General features: G+C 71.7%; 13 protein-coding genes and 1 tRNA gene. 7 read left to right on the forward strand and 7 right to left on the reverse strand.

What is annotated here, in order from left to right:
- Nucleotides 1-40 precede the first annotated feature (40 nt).
- Together tmk and EBO15_RS10160 are read left to right on the forward strand one after the other, a co-directional pair.
- Complete coding sequence (gene tmk, locus EBO15_RS10155; protein WP_233616093.1) at nucleotides 41-2344, forward strand: dTMP kinase; 2304 nt, start codon at nucleotides 41-43, stop codon at nucleotides 2342-2344.
- Between the two features lie 207 nt (nucleotides 2345-2551).
- Entirely contained in the window at nucleotides 2552-3733 is a 1182-nt protein-coding gene (locus tag EBO15_RS10160; RefSeq protein WP_122194089.1) for a DNA polymerase III subunit delta', read from the forward strand.
- Between the two features lie 48 nt (nucleotides 3734-3781).
- Here the strand turns inward: EBO15_RS10160 and EBO15_RS10165 are convergent, their stop codons facing one another.
- A complete protein-coding gene (locus EBO15_RS10165) occupies nucleotides 3782-4333 on the reverse strand; it encodes a YciI family protein (RefSeq protein ID WP_122194090.1) in 552 nt (183 codons plus the stop codon).
- A 168-nt stretch (nucleotides 4334-4501) separates the two neighbouring features.
- On the opposite strand from EBO15_RS10165, the gene EBO15_RS10170 reads away from it, so the two are divergent.
- The 3 genes from EBO15_RS10170 to EBO15_RS10180 all read left to right on the forward strand — a co-directional run bounded on the left by EBO15_RS10170 (nucleotide 4502) and on the right by EBO15_RS10180 (nucleotide 7660).
- Nucleotides 4502-4981: a low molecular weight protein-tyrosine-phosphatase gene (locus EBO15_RS10170; RefSeq protein ID WP_122194091.1), complete on the forward strand. Its 480-nt coding sequence runs from the start codon at nucleotides 4502-4504 to the stop codon at nucleotides 4979-4981.
- 598 nt (nucleotides 4982-5579) lie between these two features.
- On the forward strand, nucleotides 5580-6611 hold the full coding sequence (locus EBO15_RS10175; RefSeq protein ID WP_122194092.1) for a hypothetical protein: 1032 nt from the start codon (nucleotides 5580-5582) through the stop codon (nucleotides 6609-6611).
- Between the two features lie 95 nt (nucleotides 6612-6706).
- Entirely contained in the window at nucleotides 6707-7660 is a 954-nt protein-coding gene (locus EBO15_RS10180) for a PSP1 domain-containing protein (RefSeq protein ID WP_122194173.1), read from the forward strand.
- Nucleotides 7661-7704: 44 nt separating this feature from the next.
- Here EBO15_RS10180 and EBO15_RS10185 read toward each other — a convergent pair whose 3' ends face one another.
- Nucleotides 7705-8448, reverse strand: a complete 744-nt coding sequence (locus EBO15_RS10185; protein WP_122194093.1) for a DUF427 domain-containing protein — start codon at nucleotides 8446-8448, stop codon at nucleotides 7705-7707.
- Between the two features lie 116 nt (nucleotides 8449-8564).
- Between EBO15_RS10185 and EBO15_RS10190 the strand changes: the two genes are divergently transcribed.
- Nucleotides 8565-10079 carry an alpha/beta hydrolase gene (locus EBO15_RS10190; RefSeq protein ID WP_122194094.1) on the forward strand — a complete coding sequence of 505 codons (1515 nt, stop codon included), beginning with the start codon at nucleotides 8565-8567 and terminating at the stop codon, nucleotides 10077-10079.
- Nucleotides 10080-10122: 43 nt separating this feature from the next.
- A tRNA-Thr gene (locus EBO15_RS10195) sits at nucleotides 10123-10198 on the forward strand.
- 65 nt (nucleotides 10199-10263) lie between these two features.
- Here the strand turns inward: EBO15_RS10195 and EBO15_RS10200 are convergent.
- The 5 genes from EBO15_RS10200 to EBO15_RS10220 form a co-directional block, all read right to left on the reverse strand.
- Entirely contained in the window at nucleotides 10264-11496 is a 1233-nt protein-coding gene (locus tag EBO15_RS10200) for a site-specific integrase (RefSeq protein ID WP_122194095.1), read from the reverse strand.
- Nucleotides 11496-11699: a helix-turn-helix domain-containing protein gene (locus EBO15_RS10205; protein WP_233616094.1), complete on the reverse strand. Its 204-nt coding sequence runs from the start codon at nucleotides 11697-11699 to the stop codon at nucleotides 11496-11498. The genes EBO15_RS10200 and EBO15_RS10205 overlap by 1 nt, the downstream gene beginning before the upstream one ends.
- A gap of 120 nt (nucleotides 11700-11819) precedes the next feature.
- Nucleotides 11820-12884: a bifunctional DNA primase/polymerase gene (locus tag EBO15_RS10210; RefSeq protein WP_158628176.1), complete on the reverse strand. Its 1065-nt coding sequence runs from the start codon at nucleotides 12882-12884 to the stop codon at nucleotides 11820-11822.
- A 416-nt stretch (nucleotides 12885-13300) separates the two neighbouring features.
- Nucleotides 13301-15406 carry a DUF927 domain-containing protein gene (locus EBO15_RS10215; protein ID WP_122194098.1) on the reverse strand — a complete coding sequence of 702 codons (2106 nt, stop codon included), beginning with the start codon at nucleotides 15404-15406 and terminating at the stop codon, nucleotides 13301-13303.
- A gap of 96 nt (nucleotides 15407-15502) precedes the next feature.
- The gene (locus tag EBO15_RS10220) at nucleotides 15503-16672 is read right to left on the reverse strand and encodes a replication-relaxation family protein (RefSeq protein ID WP_325051888.1); all 1170 of its coding nucleotides are present in this window, start codon (nucleotides 16670-16672) and stop codon (nucleotides 15503-15505) included.
- Nucleotides 16673-17077 lie beyond the last annotated feature (405 nt).

Here is a 17077-nt window from a genome sequence, read left to right on the forward strand (position 1 = left end):
GGGGCCTCCGACCAGCGCTTTCGCTGCCGGAGCCCCGCCGGTGGCGTTCCGGCGCCTCCGGACGGCCCTCGGCGTGTCCGGGCTCGGACACTGGCTGACGCTGCCCGCGCTGACCGCGATGGGGTACGCCGCGTCGACCGACACCTCCTTCGCCGGGCGCGCTCACGCGGTTGAGATCGTTTTGTTGCTCTGGCTGCTGCCGGTGCTGCTCCTTCCGGGCGCCGCGGCGGCCCTGGCCGCACGTCTCGACCGCCGCTCGACGCTCCTGTTCGCGGACGCGCTCCGGGCCGTCCTGGTCCTGTCGGTCCCGATGGCCGACCTGCTGATCACGTCGCTGCGTCCGCTGATCTGGACGTCCGTCGCGACGGTCCTGGTCTCCTTCCTGGGCGTCCTGTGGGGGGCCGCCGCCTCCTCGTCCGCCCGCGCCCTGGCCTGGCCCCTCACCGAGGACGCCCCCCGCAAGCCCCAAGCCCCCCGCGGCACGCGCACCGAAGCGGGCGCACCTCCCAACGGAACGCAACCCCACACGGACGACGCCACGGACGCCGCCACCGACCGGACGCGGTCCTTCGTGTCCGGATCCGCCGGCGGAGCACAGCCCCACACGGGCGGATCCGCTGGTGAGGGGCAGCCCTACGCGGGCGGGGCGGCCGACCGGACGGCCGCGTACGAGGTCGTCGACGGGCGGACCCGCGTCGACCTTCCGGTCGTGACCGGCGGATCGTCCGCGGCTCGGGCGGCGGACGCCGGGGACGCGGGGGACGTGGGGGACACGGCGTCCACGGATCACGCGGCGCGGCGCATGGCGCGGGCCGTCTTCGGCGTCGCGCCGGTGGCCGCGCTCGTGTTCGTCCTGACCTCGCTGCTCGCGGACAAGCTGCTGAACTCCGACGACCGCGTGCACCTCGCGCTGTACGTCGCCGCCGTCGTCTTCGCCCTGTCGGCGATCGTGACGTCGGTCGTCGGCGGGCTCCCCGGCGCGGACGGACCCGTTCCGGACGCTCCGGTCGCGCTGTTCCGGCGGCTCGGGCCGTCCGGAATCCGGGGGCTGCGGTTCGCGGTCGCCGCGTCCGCGCTCCCCGTGGGCGCGCTGCTCGCCGTCGCCCGCGTCCACACGGGCGCCCTGCACGGCGGCGACCCCGGCTACGGGATGATCCTCTGCACGCTCGCCGCGGGCCTGGCCTGCGGCCTGGTCGCGGGGCCGCGCGTGCTGCGCCCGTTCAGCCGCCGCCGCCTCCTCGGCCTCTCCTCGATCGCGTCAGCGCTGCTCCTGGCCGTGATCGCGGTCGGGCTGAACCTCGTCGTCGTCGTGTTCGTCGCGGGCTTCCTCGGCGTCGCCGCCGGCATGGCCTGGGCGTCCGCCGAGGCCGTCGTCACCGACAACCCGCTGCGCGTCCGCACCGGGACCGTCCTCACCCTGGTCGTCGCGGCGATCGCCGCCCCGCTCGCCGCGGGCGCGATCGGCGGGCGGCACGTCGGCCGGGACTTCCCCGGCTCGTCCGCCGCGCTGCTGATCACCGCCGTGATCGCCCTGGTCGCGGGCCTGATCGCCTACCGCCTGCTGGACGAGCGGACGGGGATCCCGCTCGTCCCGGACCTCGCGGCGGCGCTGCGCGGCGAGGTGTACGTCCCGCCGTCCGCCGCCCCGGCCGCGGCCCCGCGCCGCACCCGTGAGCGCGGCGTCTTCATCGTCTTCGAGGGCGGCGAGGGAGCGGGCAAGACCACCCAGTCCCGGCTGGCGGCGATCTGGCTGCGCGAACACGGCTACGAGGTCGTCACCACCCGTGAGCCCGGCGCCACCAAGACCGGCATGCGCCTGCGCGCCCTCCTCCTGGACCGCGAGACCACCGGCCTGTCGTCCCGCGCCGAGACCCTCCTCTACGCCGCCGACCGCGCCGACCACGTCGCCAACGTCATCCAGCCCGCCCTTGAGCGCGGCGCGATCGTCGTCAGCGACCGGTTCGTCGACTCGACCCTCGCCTACCAGGGGTTCGGCCGCCAGCAGCCGGTCGAGGAGATCGCCGCCGTGAACGCCTGGGGCACCGGCGGCCTCGTTCCGGACCTGACCGTCCTGCTCGAACTCCCCCCGGAGAAGGGCCTGAACCGCCTCTCCAGCCCGGCCGACCGCATCGAGTCCGAGCCCCGCGAGTTCCACGAGCGCGTCCTCTCCGGCTTCCGCGCCCTCGCCGAGGCCGAGCCGGACCGCTACCTCGTCCTCGACGCGAGCCGTCCCGAGGCCGAGATCCGCCGCGAGGTCCGGGACCGCATCCGCGACATCCTCCCCGACCCCGTCCCGGCCTCCACCGAGGACGCCACCAGCACCTTCCCCGCCATCACCGACTAGGCCCCTCCCGCCTCGTCCCACCCTCCTGGCGCCCCAGGGGCCCTTTCCCCTGCCCACGGCCCGCCTGTCTGCTCACCCATATCTCCCGAGAGTTATCCACAGCCTGTGGGTAACGTCGCGGGGGGCCGCGTCCGCGGGCAGGGTGGTGTCGAGGGGCATGGAGCGGGACGGCGCCGTGAGGGGAGGTGAGGCCGTAGCCTTCTGTGCATGAGCGTGTGGGACGACCTGGTGGGGCAGGATCCGGTGATCGCGCAGCTGCGGTCGGCCGTGACGGCGTCCGGGGAGGCCGCGCCCGGTGCGGGACGGTCGCCGGGCGGCGGCAAGATGGCGCACGCGTGGCTGTTCACGGGCCCGCCCGGCTCGGGGCGGTCCACCGCCGCGCGGGCGTTCGCGGCGGCGCTGCAGTGCGCCGAGACGCCGCGCGGGTGCGGGCACTGCGCGTCCTGTCACCAGGTGCTTCAGGGCACCCACGCGGACGTCGAGATCATCCGCCCGTCCGGGCTCTCCTTCGGGGTGAAGGAGACCCGCGAGCTGGTGCTGCGGGCCTCGTCGTCGCCGAGCGTGGGGCGCTGGCAGGTCGTCCTGTTCGAGGACGCCGACCGTGCCACCGAGGCCGCCGCCAACGCGCTGCTGAAGGCGATCGAGGAGCCCCCGCCGCGGACGGTGTGGCTGCTGTGCACGCCGTCCCCGGAGGACATGCTCATGACCATCCGGTCACGCTGCCGTGTGGTCACCCTCCGCACCCCCCCGGTCTCCGCCGTGACCGACGTCCTGGTGCTGCGGGACGGCGTCGACCGCACGACGGCCGAGATCGCCGCGCGCGCCGCGCAGGGCCACATCAGCCGGGCCCGGCGGCTCGCGACCGACGCCGACGCCCGCAGGCGCCGCGCGGACGTCCTGGCGATCCCGCGCCGCCTGACCGGCGTGGGCCCCGCGGTGATGGCCGCGGAGTCCCTGGTCAAGGCGGCCGAGGCCGAGGCGAAGGCGACCACCGAGGAGCTCAACGAGTCCGAGACCGCCACGCTCCGGCAGGCCCTGGGCGAGAGCGCCAAGGGGCGCATGCCCCGCGGCACCGCCGGAGCCCTGAAGGACCTGGAGGACAAGCAGAAGTCCCGCGCCACCCGCCTCAAGCGCGACTCCCTGGACCGCGCGCTCCTCGACCTGGCGTCCTACTACCGCGACGTCCTGACCCTCCAGATGGGCGCGTCCTCCGAGCTCGTCAACACCGAGCTCGACCCGGAGCTCCGCTCCACCGCGAGGAACGGCACCCCGGAGGCCACCCTCCGCCGCCTCGACGCGATCATGGCGTGCCGCGAGAGCCTGGGCGCCAACGTCAACCCCCTGCTGGCGGTCGAGGCCCTCACCCTCGCCCTTCGCACCGCGAACTAGGGTGTGTCTCGAAGCCACCTGCCCTACTGCGCGGCGGTCAGGCACTCCCTAGCGGCGGCCGCCGAACGTCCAGGAGTTGACCTCGATCTCGGCGTAGCGGTCCGCGGTGAGGACGGCGCGCGCGGCGGCCTTGCCGGTGGCGCGGACGAGGGCCGCGGTGCCGACCCAGGTGGTGCCGTCGTCGGAGTAGAGGGGCCCGAAGGCGACCAGGTCGTCCTGGTCGGCCGGGAGGTCGGTGTCGGCGGGCTCACCCTCGCCGAGACCGAGGACGAAGAAGTACTCGCCGGTGGAGCGGTCGCCGGGGAACTCCCACATCGTGCGTCCCAGGCTGTTGTGCCAGCGGCGGAGCAGCACGTCACGGTAGGCGCCGGCCTGGTAGTTGGGCTCATCGAAGGCGAACGCGCGCGCGGCGGCGGGGTCGGGGAGGTCCACGATGTGGACGCTGCCGAAGAGCGAGTCCTCGATCGCGGAGTCGAAGACCGGGCCGCGCGCGATCAACTCCTTGGCGAACCGGTCCATGTAGGACCAGTGCTCCTCGTTGATCGCGTCACGCAGCGGCAGCGAGCCGACCCGGTCGCGGTGGTAGCAGAGGAATTCCATGAAACCGGTGACCTCCGTGGCCTGAAGTGATCTTCGCAGCGTAGACGGGCCGCCCTCCGCGCCGCGCGGAAATTTCCCCCACAGCGGACGCCCCTGACACCCCACACGCCCACCCCCCCGGACGTCCGGTGCGGCGCGGGTGGGGGTGGGGGCGGGCAGGATGGGGGGATGTCCTATCGCGTGACGTTCGTGTGCACCGGGAACATCTGCCGCTCTCCGATGGCCGAGGCGGTCTTCCGGCGGCATGTGGACGAGGAGGGCCTGGACGTCGAGGTCGACAGTTCCGGGACGGGCGGCTGGCACGCGGGCGACCGCGCCGACTCCCGGACGTTCGCCGCGCTGCGCCGGGCCGGATACCCGTCCGCCCACGTCGCGCGGCAGTTCGAGCCGGGCTGGTTCGGCCGGTACGACCTGATCATCGCGCTGGACGAGGGGCATCTCTCGGACCTTCGCGGCATGGCCCCGGACGGCGAGGCCGCCGCGCGGGTCCGGTTGCTGCGCGAGTTCGACCCGTCCGCCGGAGCCGACCTGGACGTCCCGGACCCGTACTACGGCGGACGCGCCGACTTCGACCACGTCCTGGAGCTGGTCGAGGCCGCCGTTCCCGGGCTGCTCGACGAGGTCCGCGCCGCCCTGAAGGACCGCTGACCAGGCGATGACCGGCGGCCGGCCGGAGAACGCGGGCACCTGGAGGCGCTGCTCGGGCAGCGTGTGACGAATCTCCGGGACCTCGGGGCGAGCCATGCGTGGAGGTTGTACCGCGCCGCCCTCACCGTCCGCTGATCCGTCCGGACGGGCGCCGGACCCCGCACGGCCCGCCGCGGGCGGAGCTCTCGCATCCGGGACGGCCGCCAGACGAAGCCCACGTCCGCCCGGACGAGGATCTCGCGGGGGCGCGTGGATGCCTCGGATCCGTTTCGGACAGGCCCCGCAGAGGTTTCGGTTCAAGCCTGGCGGGGCCGTGCGGAGGTCTCGGATTCGTCTCGGATGGGGTGCGGGGAGATGGCGTCCTGGTGCCCGTCGGGGCCGTCGTTCGGCGGTCGGGCGGCCGGATCTGACTGGCTGTGGGCGAGGTGGAGCGAATGATCACTGAGGGTGACTAGCGCGAGCTAGGCCCGTGGGTGAGATGGAGTGTTCAGGAAGCCTTCAGTGTCGCGCGAATCCGTCAAATCCGTAATCATGGCCCCTTGTCGGGGGAGAGCAGAGTCGTCGACGAAGGCCGCGGAAGGCGGCGGGCGGAGTACGCATGGCTGGCGGGAAATCGGACACGCGGCTGGGTGCGGCCTGGCGGAACGCGGTCCCGGTCGGAGTGGCCGTGGTCGGCGCGCTCGTGATCGGGGCGGGCGTCGACACCGTCCATCGGCATCCGTGGTCGCACAAGAAGAAGGCCACGGCGAACGCGACGGCGGCGACGGCGAGGAGCACGGGCAAGCCGCGCTTCGTCGTCGGCGTGCGGAGGGGCGGGGACGCGCTGGTCGTCCGGGACGTGAAGACCGGGCGTGACGTCGGCCTCTCCGTGGCGGCCCCGGCCGGACGCCGTTTCCAGCGCATCGCGGCGGGCCCCGGGAACTCCTATGTCGTCGCGTCCTACGCGCTTCGCAAGGTCACGTTCCACCGGCTCGACCTCGGGAAGGACGGCCGTCCCTCGGCGCTCGTCGACATCCCGCGCGCGGTGGTGCCGGGCGTGTCCACCGCGTCCTCGGACATGGCGGTCACACCGGACGGCGCGAACATCGCCTACGTGACGTACCGGGCCGGGAGCGTGGGCACCGTGGACGTCGTCTCCATCAAGTCCGGGACGCGCACGACGTGGAAGGCCAAGTCCGCGGCCCGGATCAGCAGCCTGGCATGGACCGGCCACAATCTGTCCTTCCTGTGGATCCCGCAGCCGCGCAAGGCCGCCCGCGGCGCCGCCGGCGCCCAGGTCCCCGCCGCCGCGCCGCAGGTCAGGACCCTCACCACGGCCGGTGGCCTGAAGCTCAGCAAGACGGTGCTGCGGCTGCCCGCCGGGACGCAGGCCGTCGTCCTCAGCCCGGACGGCCGGACGGTCGTGGCGGGCGTCGAGTCGTCCTCCAGGGTGGCCCTCCAGCAGTACTCCACCGCCACCGGACGCCCCGGACGCGTCCTCTGGGAGCATGCGGGCAAGGGCGGGGTCCGCCGCCTGGACGCCGACAGCTCCGGCGGCCACCTCCTCCTCTCCGGGGACGACGGCAGCCTGTACGGCCCCGACGAGCGCACCCCCGTCCCCGCGGACGATCTCTCCGACGTCGCCTGGTGACCCCGCGAGCCGGGTGATTCCCCTCACACCGTCCGGGGTCCGGACGACATAGGGTGTGGATCACGGAACCGGGCGAACGGAGCGAAACCGTGGGCATGGTGATGGCCGTCAGCTTCACCAGATACGGACGGCTCTACTACCTCGATCCAGGGCCGCACGAGCCCAAGGTGGGGGACAGGGTGCTCGTCCCCACCGACTCCGGGCCCGAGGTGGCCGAGTGCGTGTGGGCGCCGCAGTGGGTGTCGGAGGAGATCGGCGGCCTGCCGGTCTGCGCCGGGATCGCGGGCGAGGAGCACCTGACCCGGGACGACGAGAACCGCCGCCGCAGGGCGGAGGGGCGCGCGATCGCCAAACGGCTGATCCGCAAGCACGAGCTCCCGATGAAGGTGATCGGGGTGGACTTCCTCGACACCGAGAACGTCTTCAAGATCTACTTCTCCGCGCCGCACCGGGTGGACTTCCGGGCGCTGGTCCGCGATCTGGCCCGCAACATCCGCGCGCGCGTGGAGCTGCGCCAGGTCGGGCCCCGCGACGAGGCGCGCCTCCAGGGCGGGATCGGCCCCTGCGGACGCGACCTGTGCTGCGCGACCTTCCTCAAGGACTTCGAACCGGTCTCCGTCCGTATGGCGAAGGAGCAGGACCTTCCCGTCAACCCGCTCCGCATAGCCGGAGCCTGTGGACGGCTGATGTGCTGCCTGAAATACGAGCACCCGCTCTACGTGCAGGCGCACGAGCGCATGCCCCGGCTCGGTTCGCGCGTCGAGACGCCGGAGGGCGGCGGGCAGGTCGTCGGACGGAACGTTCCGTCCGACACGGTCACCGTCCGGCTGACGAGCGGCGGCCGCTGCTCCTGCTCGTCCGCCTCGGTCTGCTCCCCGCGCCGTCAACACGACGAGGCCTACGGCACCACCGCCGACGACTCAGAACATCACGAGAACACGCCTGAGCCCGCGGCGAGCCCGACCCCCAGCCCCGCCGAACTTCCAACCCCGGCGCCGCACCCAGGGGTGTCCAGCGGCGGCGACGACGCCGCCGAGTCAGACGAATAGGGAGATCTCGACGGCGTCCGCCCGCTGCTCCTGACCCGCGCGCCCTATGGGCGTTCCTGGAGGACGCCGTCCACGTAGACGTCCACCTTCTCGTTGTAGAAGCTGACGAACCCGGCGATGTCGCGGCTCTCGGGCAGCGGCGTCGGGTACGACCAGGCGAAGTCCTTGTGGACGGTGTCGCCGACGCGCACCGACCAGTACTCGGCCGTCCCCTTGTACGGGCAGCCGGTCGCGGTGTCGGTGTGCTCGAGCAGGTCCATCCGGACATGCGTCTTCGGCAGGTAGTACCGGACCGGAAGCCCCGTCTCGAACAGCATCCGCGGACTGCCGGACTCGGCCACGGTCACCCCGTCCACCTCCACGCGGACCCGCCGGGAGCTCGGCAGGACGTCCACACGGTGGTGCGGGCTGCGCGGATGGACGAAGATCTCCTGGTCCTCCTCGAACCACGCGTCCATGGCGTCCCAGTCCAGCCGGACGAGGCCGCGCAGCTCCTCGACGGGCGAGTCCGGGTAGCGGAGCGCCGCGTCCTTGGCCTCGGTGTCGCCGACCTTCACGGTGTAGGACGTGGCGTCGCCCCGGCTCGGCGACCGCCGGCCCGGCCCGTTCTCGACGAGTTCGGCCCGGACGTCCTCCACCGGGACGTAGTAGGCCAGATAGTGGGTGCCCTCCCAGACCAGCACCGGGCGGACGGTGTCCGCCACCACGTGCCCGTCCAGGAACGCCCGGACCCGCCGGCTGCTCTGTTCGATGCGTACTCGCGTCCGTTGCGTGCCTTCTGCACTCATGTTCGGCGCAACAGCGTGGCGCCCCTGGCTATTTCGCCGGGACGTCGCTGGCCCCATCGGTGCCCGTACCCGTAGCGTGGGCGGCGGTGTACGAACCGCGACCACGGGGAGATCACGTGCGGGCAGTGAGGTGGACGAGCGCGATCGCCGCGCTGACGCTGACGGTCGCCACCGGATGCGACAGCGGTGGCGGCGGTGGCGGCGCCTCGGCGTCCCAGCGGGAGGCCCCGCCCGGCCTGGAGGCCTTTTACAACCAGAAGCCGGGCTGGACGTCCTGCGGCGGCGGCATGGAGTGCACGAGCGTCCGCGTGCCTCTCGACTATGCCAAGCCGTCCCAAAAGGAGATCAAGCTCGCCCTGATCAGACTGCCCGCCGAGGACAAGGCCCACCGGATCGGATCCCTCCTGACGAACCCGGGCGGTCCCGGCGGATCGGGGGTGGACTTCGTCAAGCAGGCCGGCCGCAGCTTCGGCGACAAGCTGCGGCAGCGCTTCGACATCGTCGGCTTCGACCCCCGCGGCGTCGGCCAGAGCGCGCCCGTCCGCTGCATGACGGCCCCGCAGCTCGACCGCTTCTTCGCCGCCGACGCGTCCCCCGACGACGCGCAGGAGGTCAACGCCTTCGCGTCCGAGAGCAAGCAGTTCGCGGACGCCTGCCGCACCAAGGCCGGCACCGAACTGCCCCACGTCGGCACCGTCGACGCCGCCCACGACATGGACGTCATCCGCGCCGCCCTCGGCGACCAGAAGATCTCCTACTACGGCGCGTCCTACGGCACCTACCTCGGCGCCGACTACGCGGCCCAGTTCCCCACCAAGATCCGCGCCTTCGTCCTGGACGGCGCGATCGACCCGCGCACCTCGTCCACGGACATGCTGGTCGAGCAGGCCAAGGGCTTCGAGACCGCGCTCAGCGCCTTCGCCGCCGACTGCGTCCGGCAGGGCGGCTGCCCCCTCGGCGCCACGCAGGACGCCGCCGTCGCGAAGGTCGGCGACCTGCTCCGCCAGACCGACAAGACCCCGCTCCGCAACACCCGCGACTCCCGCCAGGTCACCGAGTCCTGGGCGACCATGGGCGTCGCGACCGCCCTCTACGCCAAGGAGACCTGGCCCTTCCTCCGCCAGGCCCTCTCCGCCGCCCTCACCCGCGGCGACGGCACCCTCCTCCTCACGCTCGCCGACCAGATGGTCGAACGCAAACCGGACGGCACCTACAGCAACCAGACCGACGCCAACATGGCCGTCAACTGCCTCGACAAGCCCAACCCGCCGGACGTCGCGACCTTCAAGAAGGCCGCCGACCAGGCCGCTCGGATCGCCCCCCGCTTCGGCCCCTTCGTCGTCTGGGGCGGCCTCCCCTGCGTCTACTGGCCCGTCCAGACCAAGCAGCGGCCCCAGGCCGTCACCGCCAAGGGCGCCCCGCCGATCCTGGTCATCGGCACCCTCCGCGACCCCGCCACCCCCTACAAGTGGGCCCAGGGCCTCGCCACCCAGCTCTCCTCCGGCACCCTCCTCACCCTGGACGGCGACGGCCACACCGCCTACCTCCAGGGCAACCAGTGCATCACCAACGCGACGGACGACTACCTGGTCACCGGAACCCCGCCCAAGAAGGGCACCGTCTGCCGCTGATTCCCACACACCCCCGGGAAGGCGCTAGACTCCTCTACGGCACGCCGCCTTAGCTCAGTCGGCAGAGCGATTCACTCGTAATGAATAGGTCATCGGTTCGATTCCGATAGGCGGCTCCAGCTCAGAGGCCCCTTCCGATCATCGGAAGGGGCCTCTTTGTGTCTTTGTCGGACCAACTGCGGGACTAGGCTCCCTCGTCGATCACGGGGAAGACGCTGTCCATGGCCTCGGCTCCAGCCAGGAGAGTCGGGCGGAGCTGGTGCCAGTACACCGTTTCGGTGATCTCCGTGCTCTTGTGACCCGCCAGCCGTGAGATCTCTTCGATCGACACCCCCGCTGCGGACAAGATCGACACGAAGCTATGACGCAGCTCCCGCGGAGTCCAATCCTCGGCTGTCAGCTCCGGGACCCGGGCGAGCACTGCACGGAAGGAACGGATGATGTTGTTCGCGTTCCTGCGTGTCCCCACGCGCGAGGCGATGACCAGCCCGTGCTCCTGCCATTTGGCACCCGCTTCCTTCTGCTGGTCCCTCTGCAGTGCCTGGTGGTACCGAAGGGCATCGACGCACCGGCGGGGAAGCGCGAGGGAGCGGCGCGACTTCTTGGTCTTCGTCTTGCCACCGGCGCGCACCGACCGCCAGACGTAGATAGCGAACTGTTCCTGATCCCAGCCGGCCTCGGCGACGGAGACCCATTCGCGACGGCTCGGAACGTAGGTCACCACGTATGCCCAGGTCAGCGCGCGCAGCTCTTCGGTGCGGATCCCAGTCAACAGTGAGAGCACGATGTAGCAGTACATCGCGGTGCCTTCCGCTGCCTCGATCAGGGCTGACGCCTGCTTGATCGTCAGCGACTTCGACGGTCGACCGTCGAGGCCTGGGGGGACGTCGCAGAGCTGCACGACGTTCCGCTTCACCTTGTCGCGCTTCTGTGCTCGCGTGATTGATCGCAGAAGGATGGACCGGACCTGGCGCAGGCTGTCGGTGCTGAGACGTCGAGCTCGATCAGCCAGCCAATCGTCCACCTCGTCGGCGGTCAGTTCGGCGAGCTTTCGTGCCCCGAGGAACGGGATGATGTGGTTCTCCGCCAGGCCCGAGCACTTGACCCGCGTTTCCGGGGAACGGTTGGCCAGGCCGTGATCCAGCCAGTCCTTGACCGTCTGGGCGACGGTGTACCGGCCGTCCTCACTGGGCAGGCCGTCGTCTCGGTCGCGAAGCTTCTGCTGCAGCTTCTTGAGCGCCTTGCTCTTGCTCCTGTCGCTCGCCGTAGTGACCTTGCGCTTGCCGGACGGGGTGTAGCCGGTCGTGACCTCGGCAATCCAGCGCTGGCGACGCTCGTTCCACCAGAGCCCGCCGTCCCCGCGGGGACGGCGGCGCTTCTTCTCTTCTTCGGGCTGACCCGGGCTCTCGGTGGCCATCAGGCGGACTCTGCCTCGAGGAGCTCGACGTACTCGGCGATCGCCGACGCGGGGATCCGGCGACGCTTGTGCCGTCCCACCGACCGAAGACGACCGGAGCGGATCTCCTCGTAGATGACCGTCTTCCCGAAGGAAAGGATCTTGCAGGTTTCTTCAACGGTGTACAGGGCCTTCTCCTGATTCGGGGCTTCCTTCATTGGCATCTTCGACATGCTGTGAGCGCCTTCCTTTGGGGAGGTGGCGGCCCCGGCGGGGTCTGCTTGCCGGCGTCTCGCCGGGGCCGTCCACGGTCTGCTGGTTGTTCGGTCAGGTGTTCAGGCGGTTCAGGCGGTGCGGCGGTCGCGCGGGGCGGGGAGCGGGCGCGTGAGGCCGTTGGTGAGGGCGCGGTGGACGATGCGGCGGGCTTGGCGGTCGGGGAGTCCGCTGGCCAGGCCCGCGTGGATGAGGTGGTCTTCGACGTCGGTGGGGGTGAGTCCGGCCCAGGTCAGGAGGCCGCCGACTTTGTAGGCCAGGGCGGAGAGGGCGGCTTTGCGTCCGTCGGTGAGGGACGCGAGTTCGGCGGTCCCGCGGTCGAGGACGGTTCGGACGTAGCCGGCGGCGTTGCCCTGGCCGGGGGCCGCGGGGATGACGGCGGGTGGTGCTGGTGCGGGCTTGGGGCCTGCGACGCGGTGGACTTCATCGAGGAGCCAGTCGGGCATATGGCCGGGGGCGCCTGGGGTTCCGCCGTGGATGGTGTAGGTGCCGGAGTTGGTGGTGGCGCCGGGGGCGATGCCGTAGGACCATCCGGCTTTGATGTCGATCTGCCAGCCGAGGGCGGACAGGGCCTGGTGGAGGTGGCCGTCCGGGGCGCGGTACCAGAGGTGGCGTCCGCCGGACGGGGTGTGGACGCTGACGGGTTGGTGGTCGGGGCCGCTTGGCCAGGGGCGGGGGCCGCCGCGGATGCGGGCCAGCAGGTGCATGGCGTCGATGCCGTTCCGGACGCTGTCGAAGCCGCCGGGCACCTGGTTGTCGACGAGGGGGATGCCGGGCAGCAGGTCGTGGGCGGGGTTGCCGGGTGGTTGGTCGGAGTGGGTGTCGAGGTCGATCAGGACGAGGCCGGACGGTCCGGCGGCGACGGCGGGGACGGCATTGGGTGCGCGTCGCCACCAGGTGGTGATGCGGTCGGGGTCGGTGGTGGCGGCTCGGACGCCGTGGCACCACTGCCCGTCGGGCAGGCAGAGGCAGGCGGCGTAGTCGTCATCCGCGCAGTGCGGGTTGTCCTGGCAGTCCAGGCAGTTGGCCAGGGGGCGCTTGTTGCCGGGAGACAGGGGGAACACGTGCCAGCCGATCGCGGCCAGGTCCAGGGCGAGCCGGACGGGCCGGAAGCTGGTCGGGTTGGTGACGGCCATCAAGACTCCGTTCCTTCTGGACGGTTGGGTGGGGTCACAGACAGCAGGTGGGCGCGGGCCGGTGAAGGTGACAGCCCCGCCGGAGAAATCTGGGAAGCGCGGGCCGCCCGGGTGAAGGACCCGAGACATCCCCCACTCTTTTCCGTGCTAGAGGGGGGTGTGTATCCGGGCGGCGCGTACCCACCCCAAAAACATGTCCTGAGCTGCGGAGATGGTGGGTACGCGCGGTGCGTACCCGGGCTCGGCCGGGGTGCGTACCCAGATCCGGGGTGGGGCGCGGTGCGTACCCGGTGCGTACCCGGCCCGCGTACCCACCTCATTCCAGGTATGACCTGGGTAAATATGAGTTCTTGTAGGTGTGGGTACGCGGGGTACGCGCCTCGGCCGGGCCTCACAGGGCGAACGGGGAGGGATGTCTACTCGTCGTCGCTGAACAGCTCGCCGCGGAAGGCGAAGCAACGGGGCTTGGACCCGCCGATGCGGCGGGCGATCTGGTAGACGGGCCGCTGCTTGGACCCGGGCGGGTGCTCGTGCAGGGCCTTGGCCTCGCGCCAGCCCTGCAGGACGGCGTCGAGTTCGTATCCGGCATTGCTGAGCGCTTCGCGGACCCGCTGGGGGAGGAGCGCGATGGCGTTCTTGTCGTCTCCGATCTCGGTCCGGGTGCCGATCCATCCCCCAGGGGGCGCGGTTCGCCCGGACTCGTAGAGCCGGTCGCTGAAGCTGGCGATGTACTCCTTGATGACCTCCAGGGCGAGCTGGGCACGGTTGTCGCGGGGGTCGTCGGCGACGAACAAGGTCCGCCAGGTGGTGTCGGGGAGGGACGGGAACGGCACGATCTCGAAGTAGTGGGCGAGTTCGGCGGCCAGCCGGATCACGGCGACGAGCGGGGCGCGGCGGCGAGCGATGCTGGTGGCGTCCTGGCGGTGCAGTTCGGTGAGTTCGGCGTGCCGAGCCAGGAGCTTGTCGGGGCCGTGGGTGCCCAGGTAGCTGCGGAGCCGCTCGACGAACGCGGGGCCGGCCAGGCCGTAGTTGGCGGTGACGCCCTCGCGGAAGGCCTGGGCGTCGGGCCCGGAACGCTCGCTGTGTCCGAACGGGGATCCGGCCAGGTCCAGGACGCGGGCGGAGATGCCCTGGTGGGTGGCGAACGACAGGGCGGAGCGTTCGCCGGTGGACAGCAGGATGGTGCGCCACCGGTAGGAGCGCCACTCACCCATGCGGCCTTTCCCCTGGTTCTGGGTGACCTGGTACAGCATGTCGCTGACGATCTCGGGCTTCCCAGCGGTCTGGGTGTCGTCGAACAGCAGCGGGGTGCCGTTGCCCGCGAGGGCCAGGCGGGCCTGGTGGGCGGTCTTGGTCGCCGACCAGCTGGTGATGGCGCCACCGGCCTCGTCCGGGTCGGCCCAGCAGGACAGGCCGCCTTGGGCGGCGGTGGTCTTGCCGCCGGTGGAGGTCCCGGCGAGGTTGAGGGTGAAGGAGCTGATCCCGAGGACCTCCAGCAGCGGGGCGGCGAGCCCGGCGTAGATGGCCGCGGCGACCGACGGGTAGCGCTGTGCCGCCTTGACGGCGGTCTGCCAGCCGGTCAGCGAGCCATGCTCGCGGTGGGCCTCCAGGGCCCGCTGCAGCTGGTGTTCGATGCCGTGGACCTCGTAGGGATGGCCGCTTGCGGCGACGAAGGTGCCGTCGGCCTGCCAGCCGAGCGCGCGTGCGATGGTGACCTCCTGGATGGTGTCGGTGTTGGCGGTCTCGACGGCCGCCAGGAACCGTTCGGCCGACTTGGCGTCGGCCTCGGTGATCGGGAGCCCGCGGTTGCCGAGCTCGCGGACGAGCATCCGGCCGCTCTTGGCGATGGCGCGGGGGACGGTGGCGATCCGCCAGCGGTGGCGGTGCCACCAGGCCAGCTCGACCAGTTCCTCGCCGTCGGGGTCGGTGAAGACCTTGGTGGCCAGGACCGGGCCCCAAGCGACGCGTTCGGGCGGACCGTCGATCCGCCACCGCCAGATCGCATCCGGAGCGACGGTGTAGGGATCGGGGATGACGTAGTCGCCGTCGACTGGGGCGCCGGGCAGTTCCAGCAGGGCAGCCAGGCCGCCCTCGTGGTCGGACTCGTCCGGGGGAGCCTCCACACCGTGTTCGCCCAGCCACTCGGTCGCGGCAGCGTCGTCGACGGCGGCGTCCTGCGCAGTGCGCTGCAGGTCGGCCACGACCTGCCGGAGCGTGCGCTCGTCGGGCGGCGTGTCCTCGTTGGCCTTGCGCCACAGGTGCCGGGCCTCGGCGTACAGCTCGTTGCGGCCCGCGCGGTCGAACCGGAACAACCGGTCCCCACCCCGGGCATACGGCCAGCCGTACTCGCTGCGCCGCAGCTGCAGGTGCTCGGTCAGCAGGGTCAGGGCCCGGTCGTGCTTGGTCGGCCGCCGCACCTTGGCCTCGGCCGACGGGTCCTGGTGGTCGGTGGAGCCGGGGTCGCTGGGGTCGTCGTTCTGGTCTCGGGGACGGTCGTCACCGTCGTGATCACGTGTGCTCATAAGCGACCCTTCGTGCCGGGTGTGCCGCGAGAAGCCCCCCGCACCTGGGGGCTTCTCGCGCGTGCGGGGTGAGTGATGACGGTCAGGTGCGCTCGGTCAGGTGCGCTTGGGCGGCCGGGCCGCTGCGTGCAGGTTGGGCAGGGTGACCGGGGTGGCCGGGGCGTGCGGGTTCAGCGGGGTCCAGATCGGCGCGGTCAGGCCACCGGGGCGGGCGAGGTGACTCAGCAGGACCGCGTGCGACACCCCGGCCACCGCGACCTCTCCGCTGTCCAGGCCGGAGAGCAGGCCGCGCCGGGCCTGCTTCAGCTGGTTCCACACCAGGTCCATCCGGCGGCCAGCGCGCTCGGGCGGGCCGGTGATGACCACCAGCACCGGGGGGAAGGTGTATTCGCTGGAGGGGTACCGGGTCTGCCAGCTGGACGGGCTGCTGGCGCGGGATGCCGCGTGGCGGTGCTGCCGGTATCGGTCGTAGGCGTGCAGCTTGTCGGCCAGCCGGTGCGAGCTGGTGGTCGCCCGGTCCAGCTCGACGAACAGCACCGGTGGCACCCCGCCCTCGACCGCGCTGGGCTGGGGACGGATGACCGCGTCGGTGATGACCATCGATCGGCTGGACGATCCGGTCGGGTCCTGGGCGTTGCCCTGGCCGTGGGAGACCTCCACCTGGCAGTCCAGCACCGAGGCATGCCGATAGGCGTGCAGGGTCATCAGAACGTCGGCGACCGCCAGGGCGTGAAACTGCAGCGGACCGGCCGCCAATGCGGCCGACATCCGGTGAGGCCTCGCGGTGATGGCCGGGCTCGCCTCGGCCGCTGCTGCTCCGGCGCGGGTCAGGAACCACACCTTGGTTCGGGTGCGGCCGCGTAGCTGGACCGCGTTCACAAGCCCGGCGCGCGCTAGCTTGCCGAGCTCGGCGCGGACGTAGCGGCTGGACGCGGTGGTGGGGGTGACCAGCAGCCGCAGATGCTCGGCGGTAGCCAGACGGCACACATACAGCGCCTCCAACATCCCCGCCCCCGCGAGACTGATCGACCTGATCACAGGATCGAGAAGGTAGTCAGCGCTGTCGCCACCCTTGCCACGCGCGGGTTGACCAGCGGAAACAGAGTGTTCGCGGGAAACGCGGGCGGCACCGCGACCGGTACCGGCAGCGGTAGCGCGGGCGGTATCGCCCCCGGTACCGGCGGCGGCGTCACCATCCGGCGGTTCGGGAGGAGAGGACGGGTGGACGAGGCGGAGCCGACCGGCTCCGGGAGTTCTGTTGCCCATATCCCGTGCAGGTCCACCGGCGCCCCGGAAGGTGACAGGAACACCGGGGAGTAAGGAGTGAAGTGGATCACATCAACGGGTGGTGCGTGCTGGGCCGATGTCCTCTCGCCCGAGGAGCGATACTTCGCCGGTCGCAGGAGCGCTCCTCACCGGTCAGGAGCGCCCTCAGATACGTCGACAGATCTCGCTCCCGGTGAGGAGCGGGACCCTTGACGCACCCTTGCCAACCCCTTGCCGCAGCTGCCTGACCTGCGGAAACCTGAGATGCCGCTCGGAGGCCGAAATCGGCCCCTAGACGCTCTCGCGGTGCTTGGCGCGGAGAGTGCGCGGACTGGAGCGCGCTCCTCGAGGAGAGGAGCGCTCCCTGTGGGAGCGGGAGCGCGCTGCCGAGTGTGCCGAGGAACA

The sequence above is a fragment of the Actinomadura harenae genome (genome assembly GCF_003696215.1).
GTDB classification, from domain to species: Bacteria; Actinomycetota; Actinomycetes; order Streptosporangiales; family Streptosporangiaceae; genus Spirillospora; species Spirillospora harenae.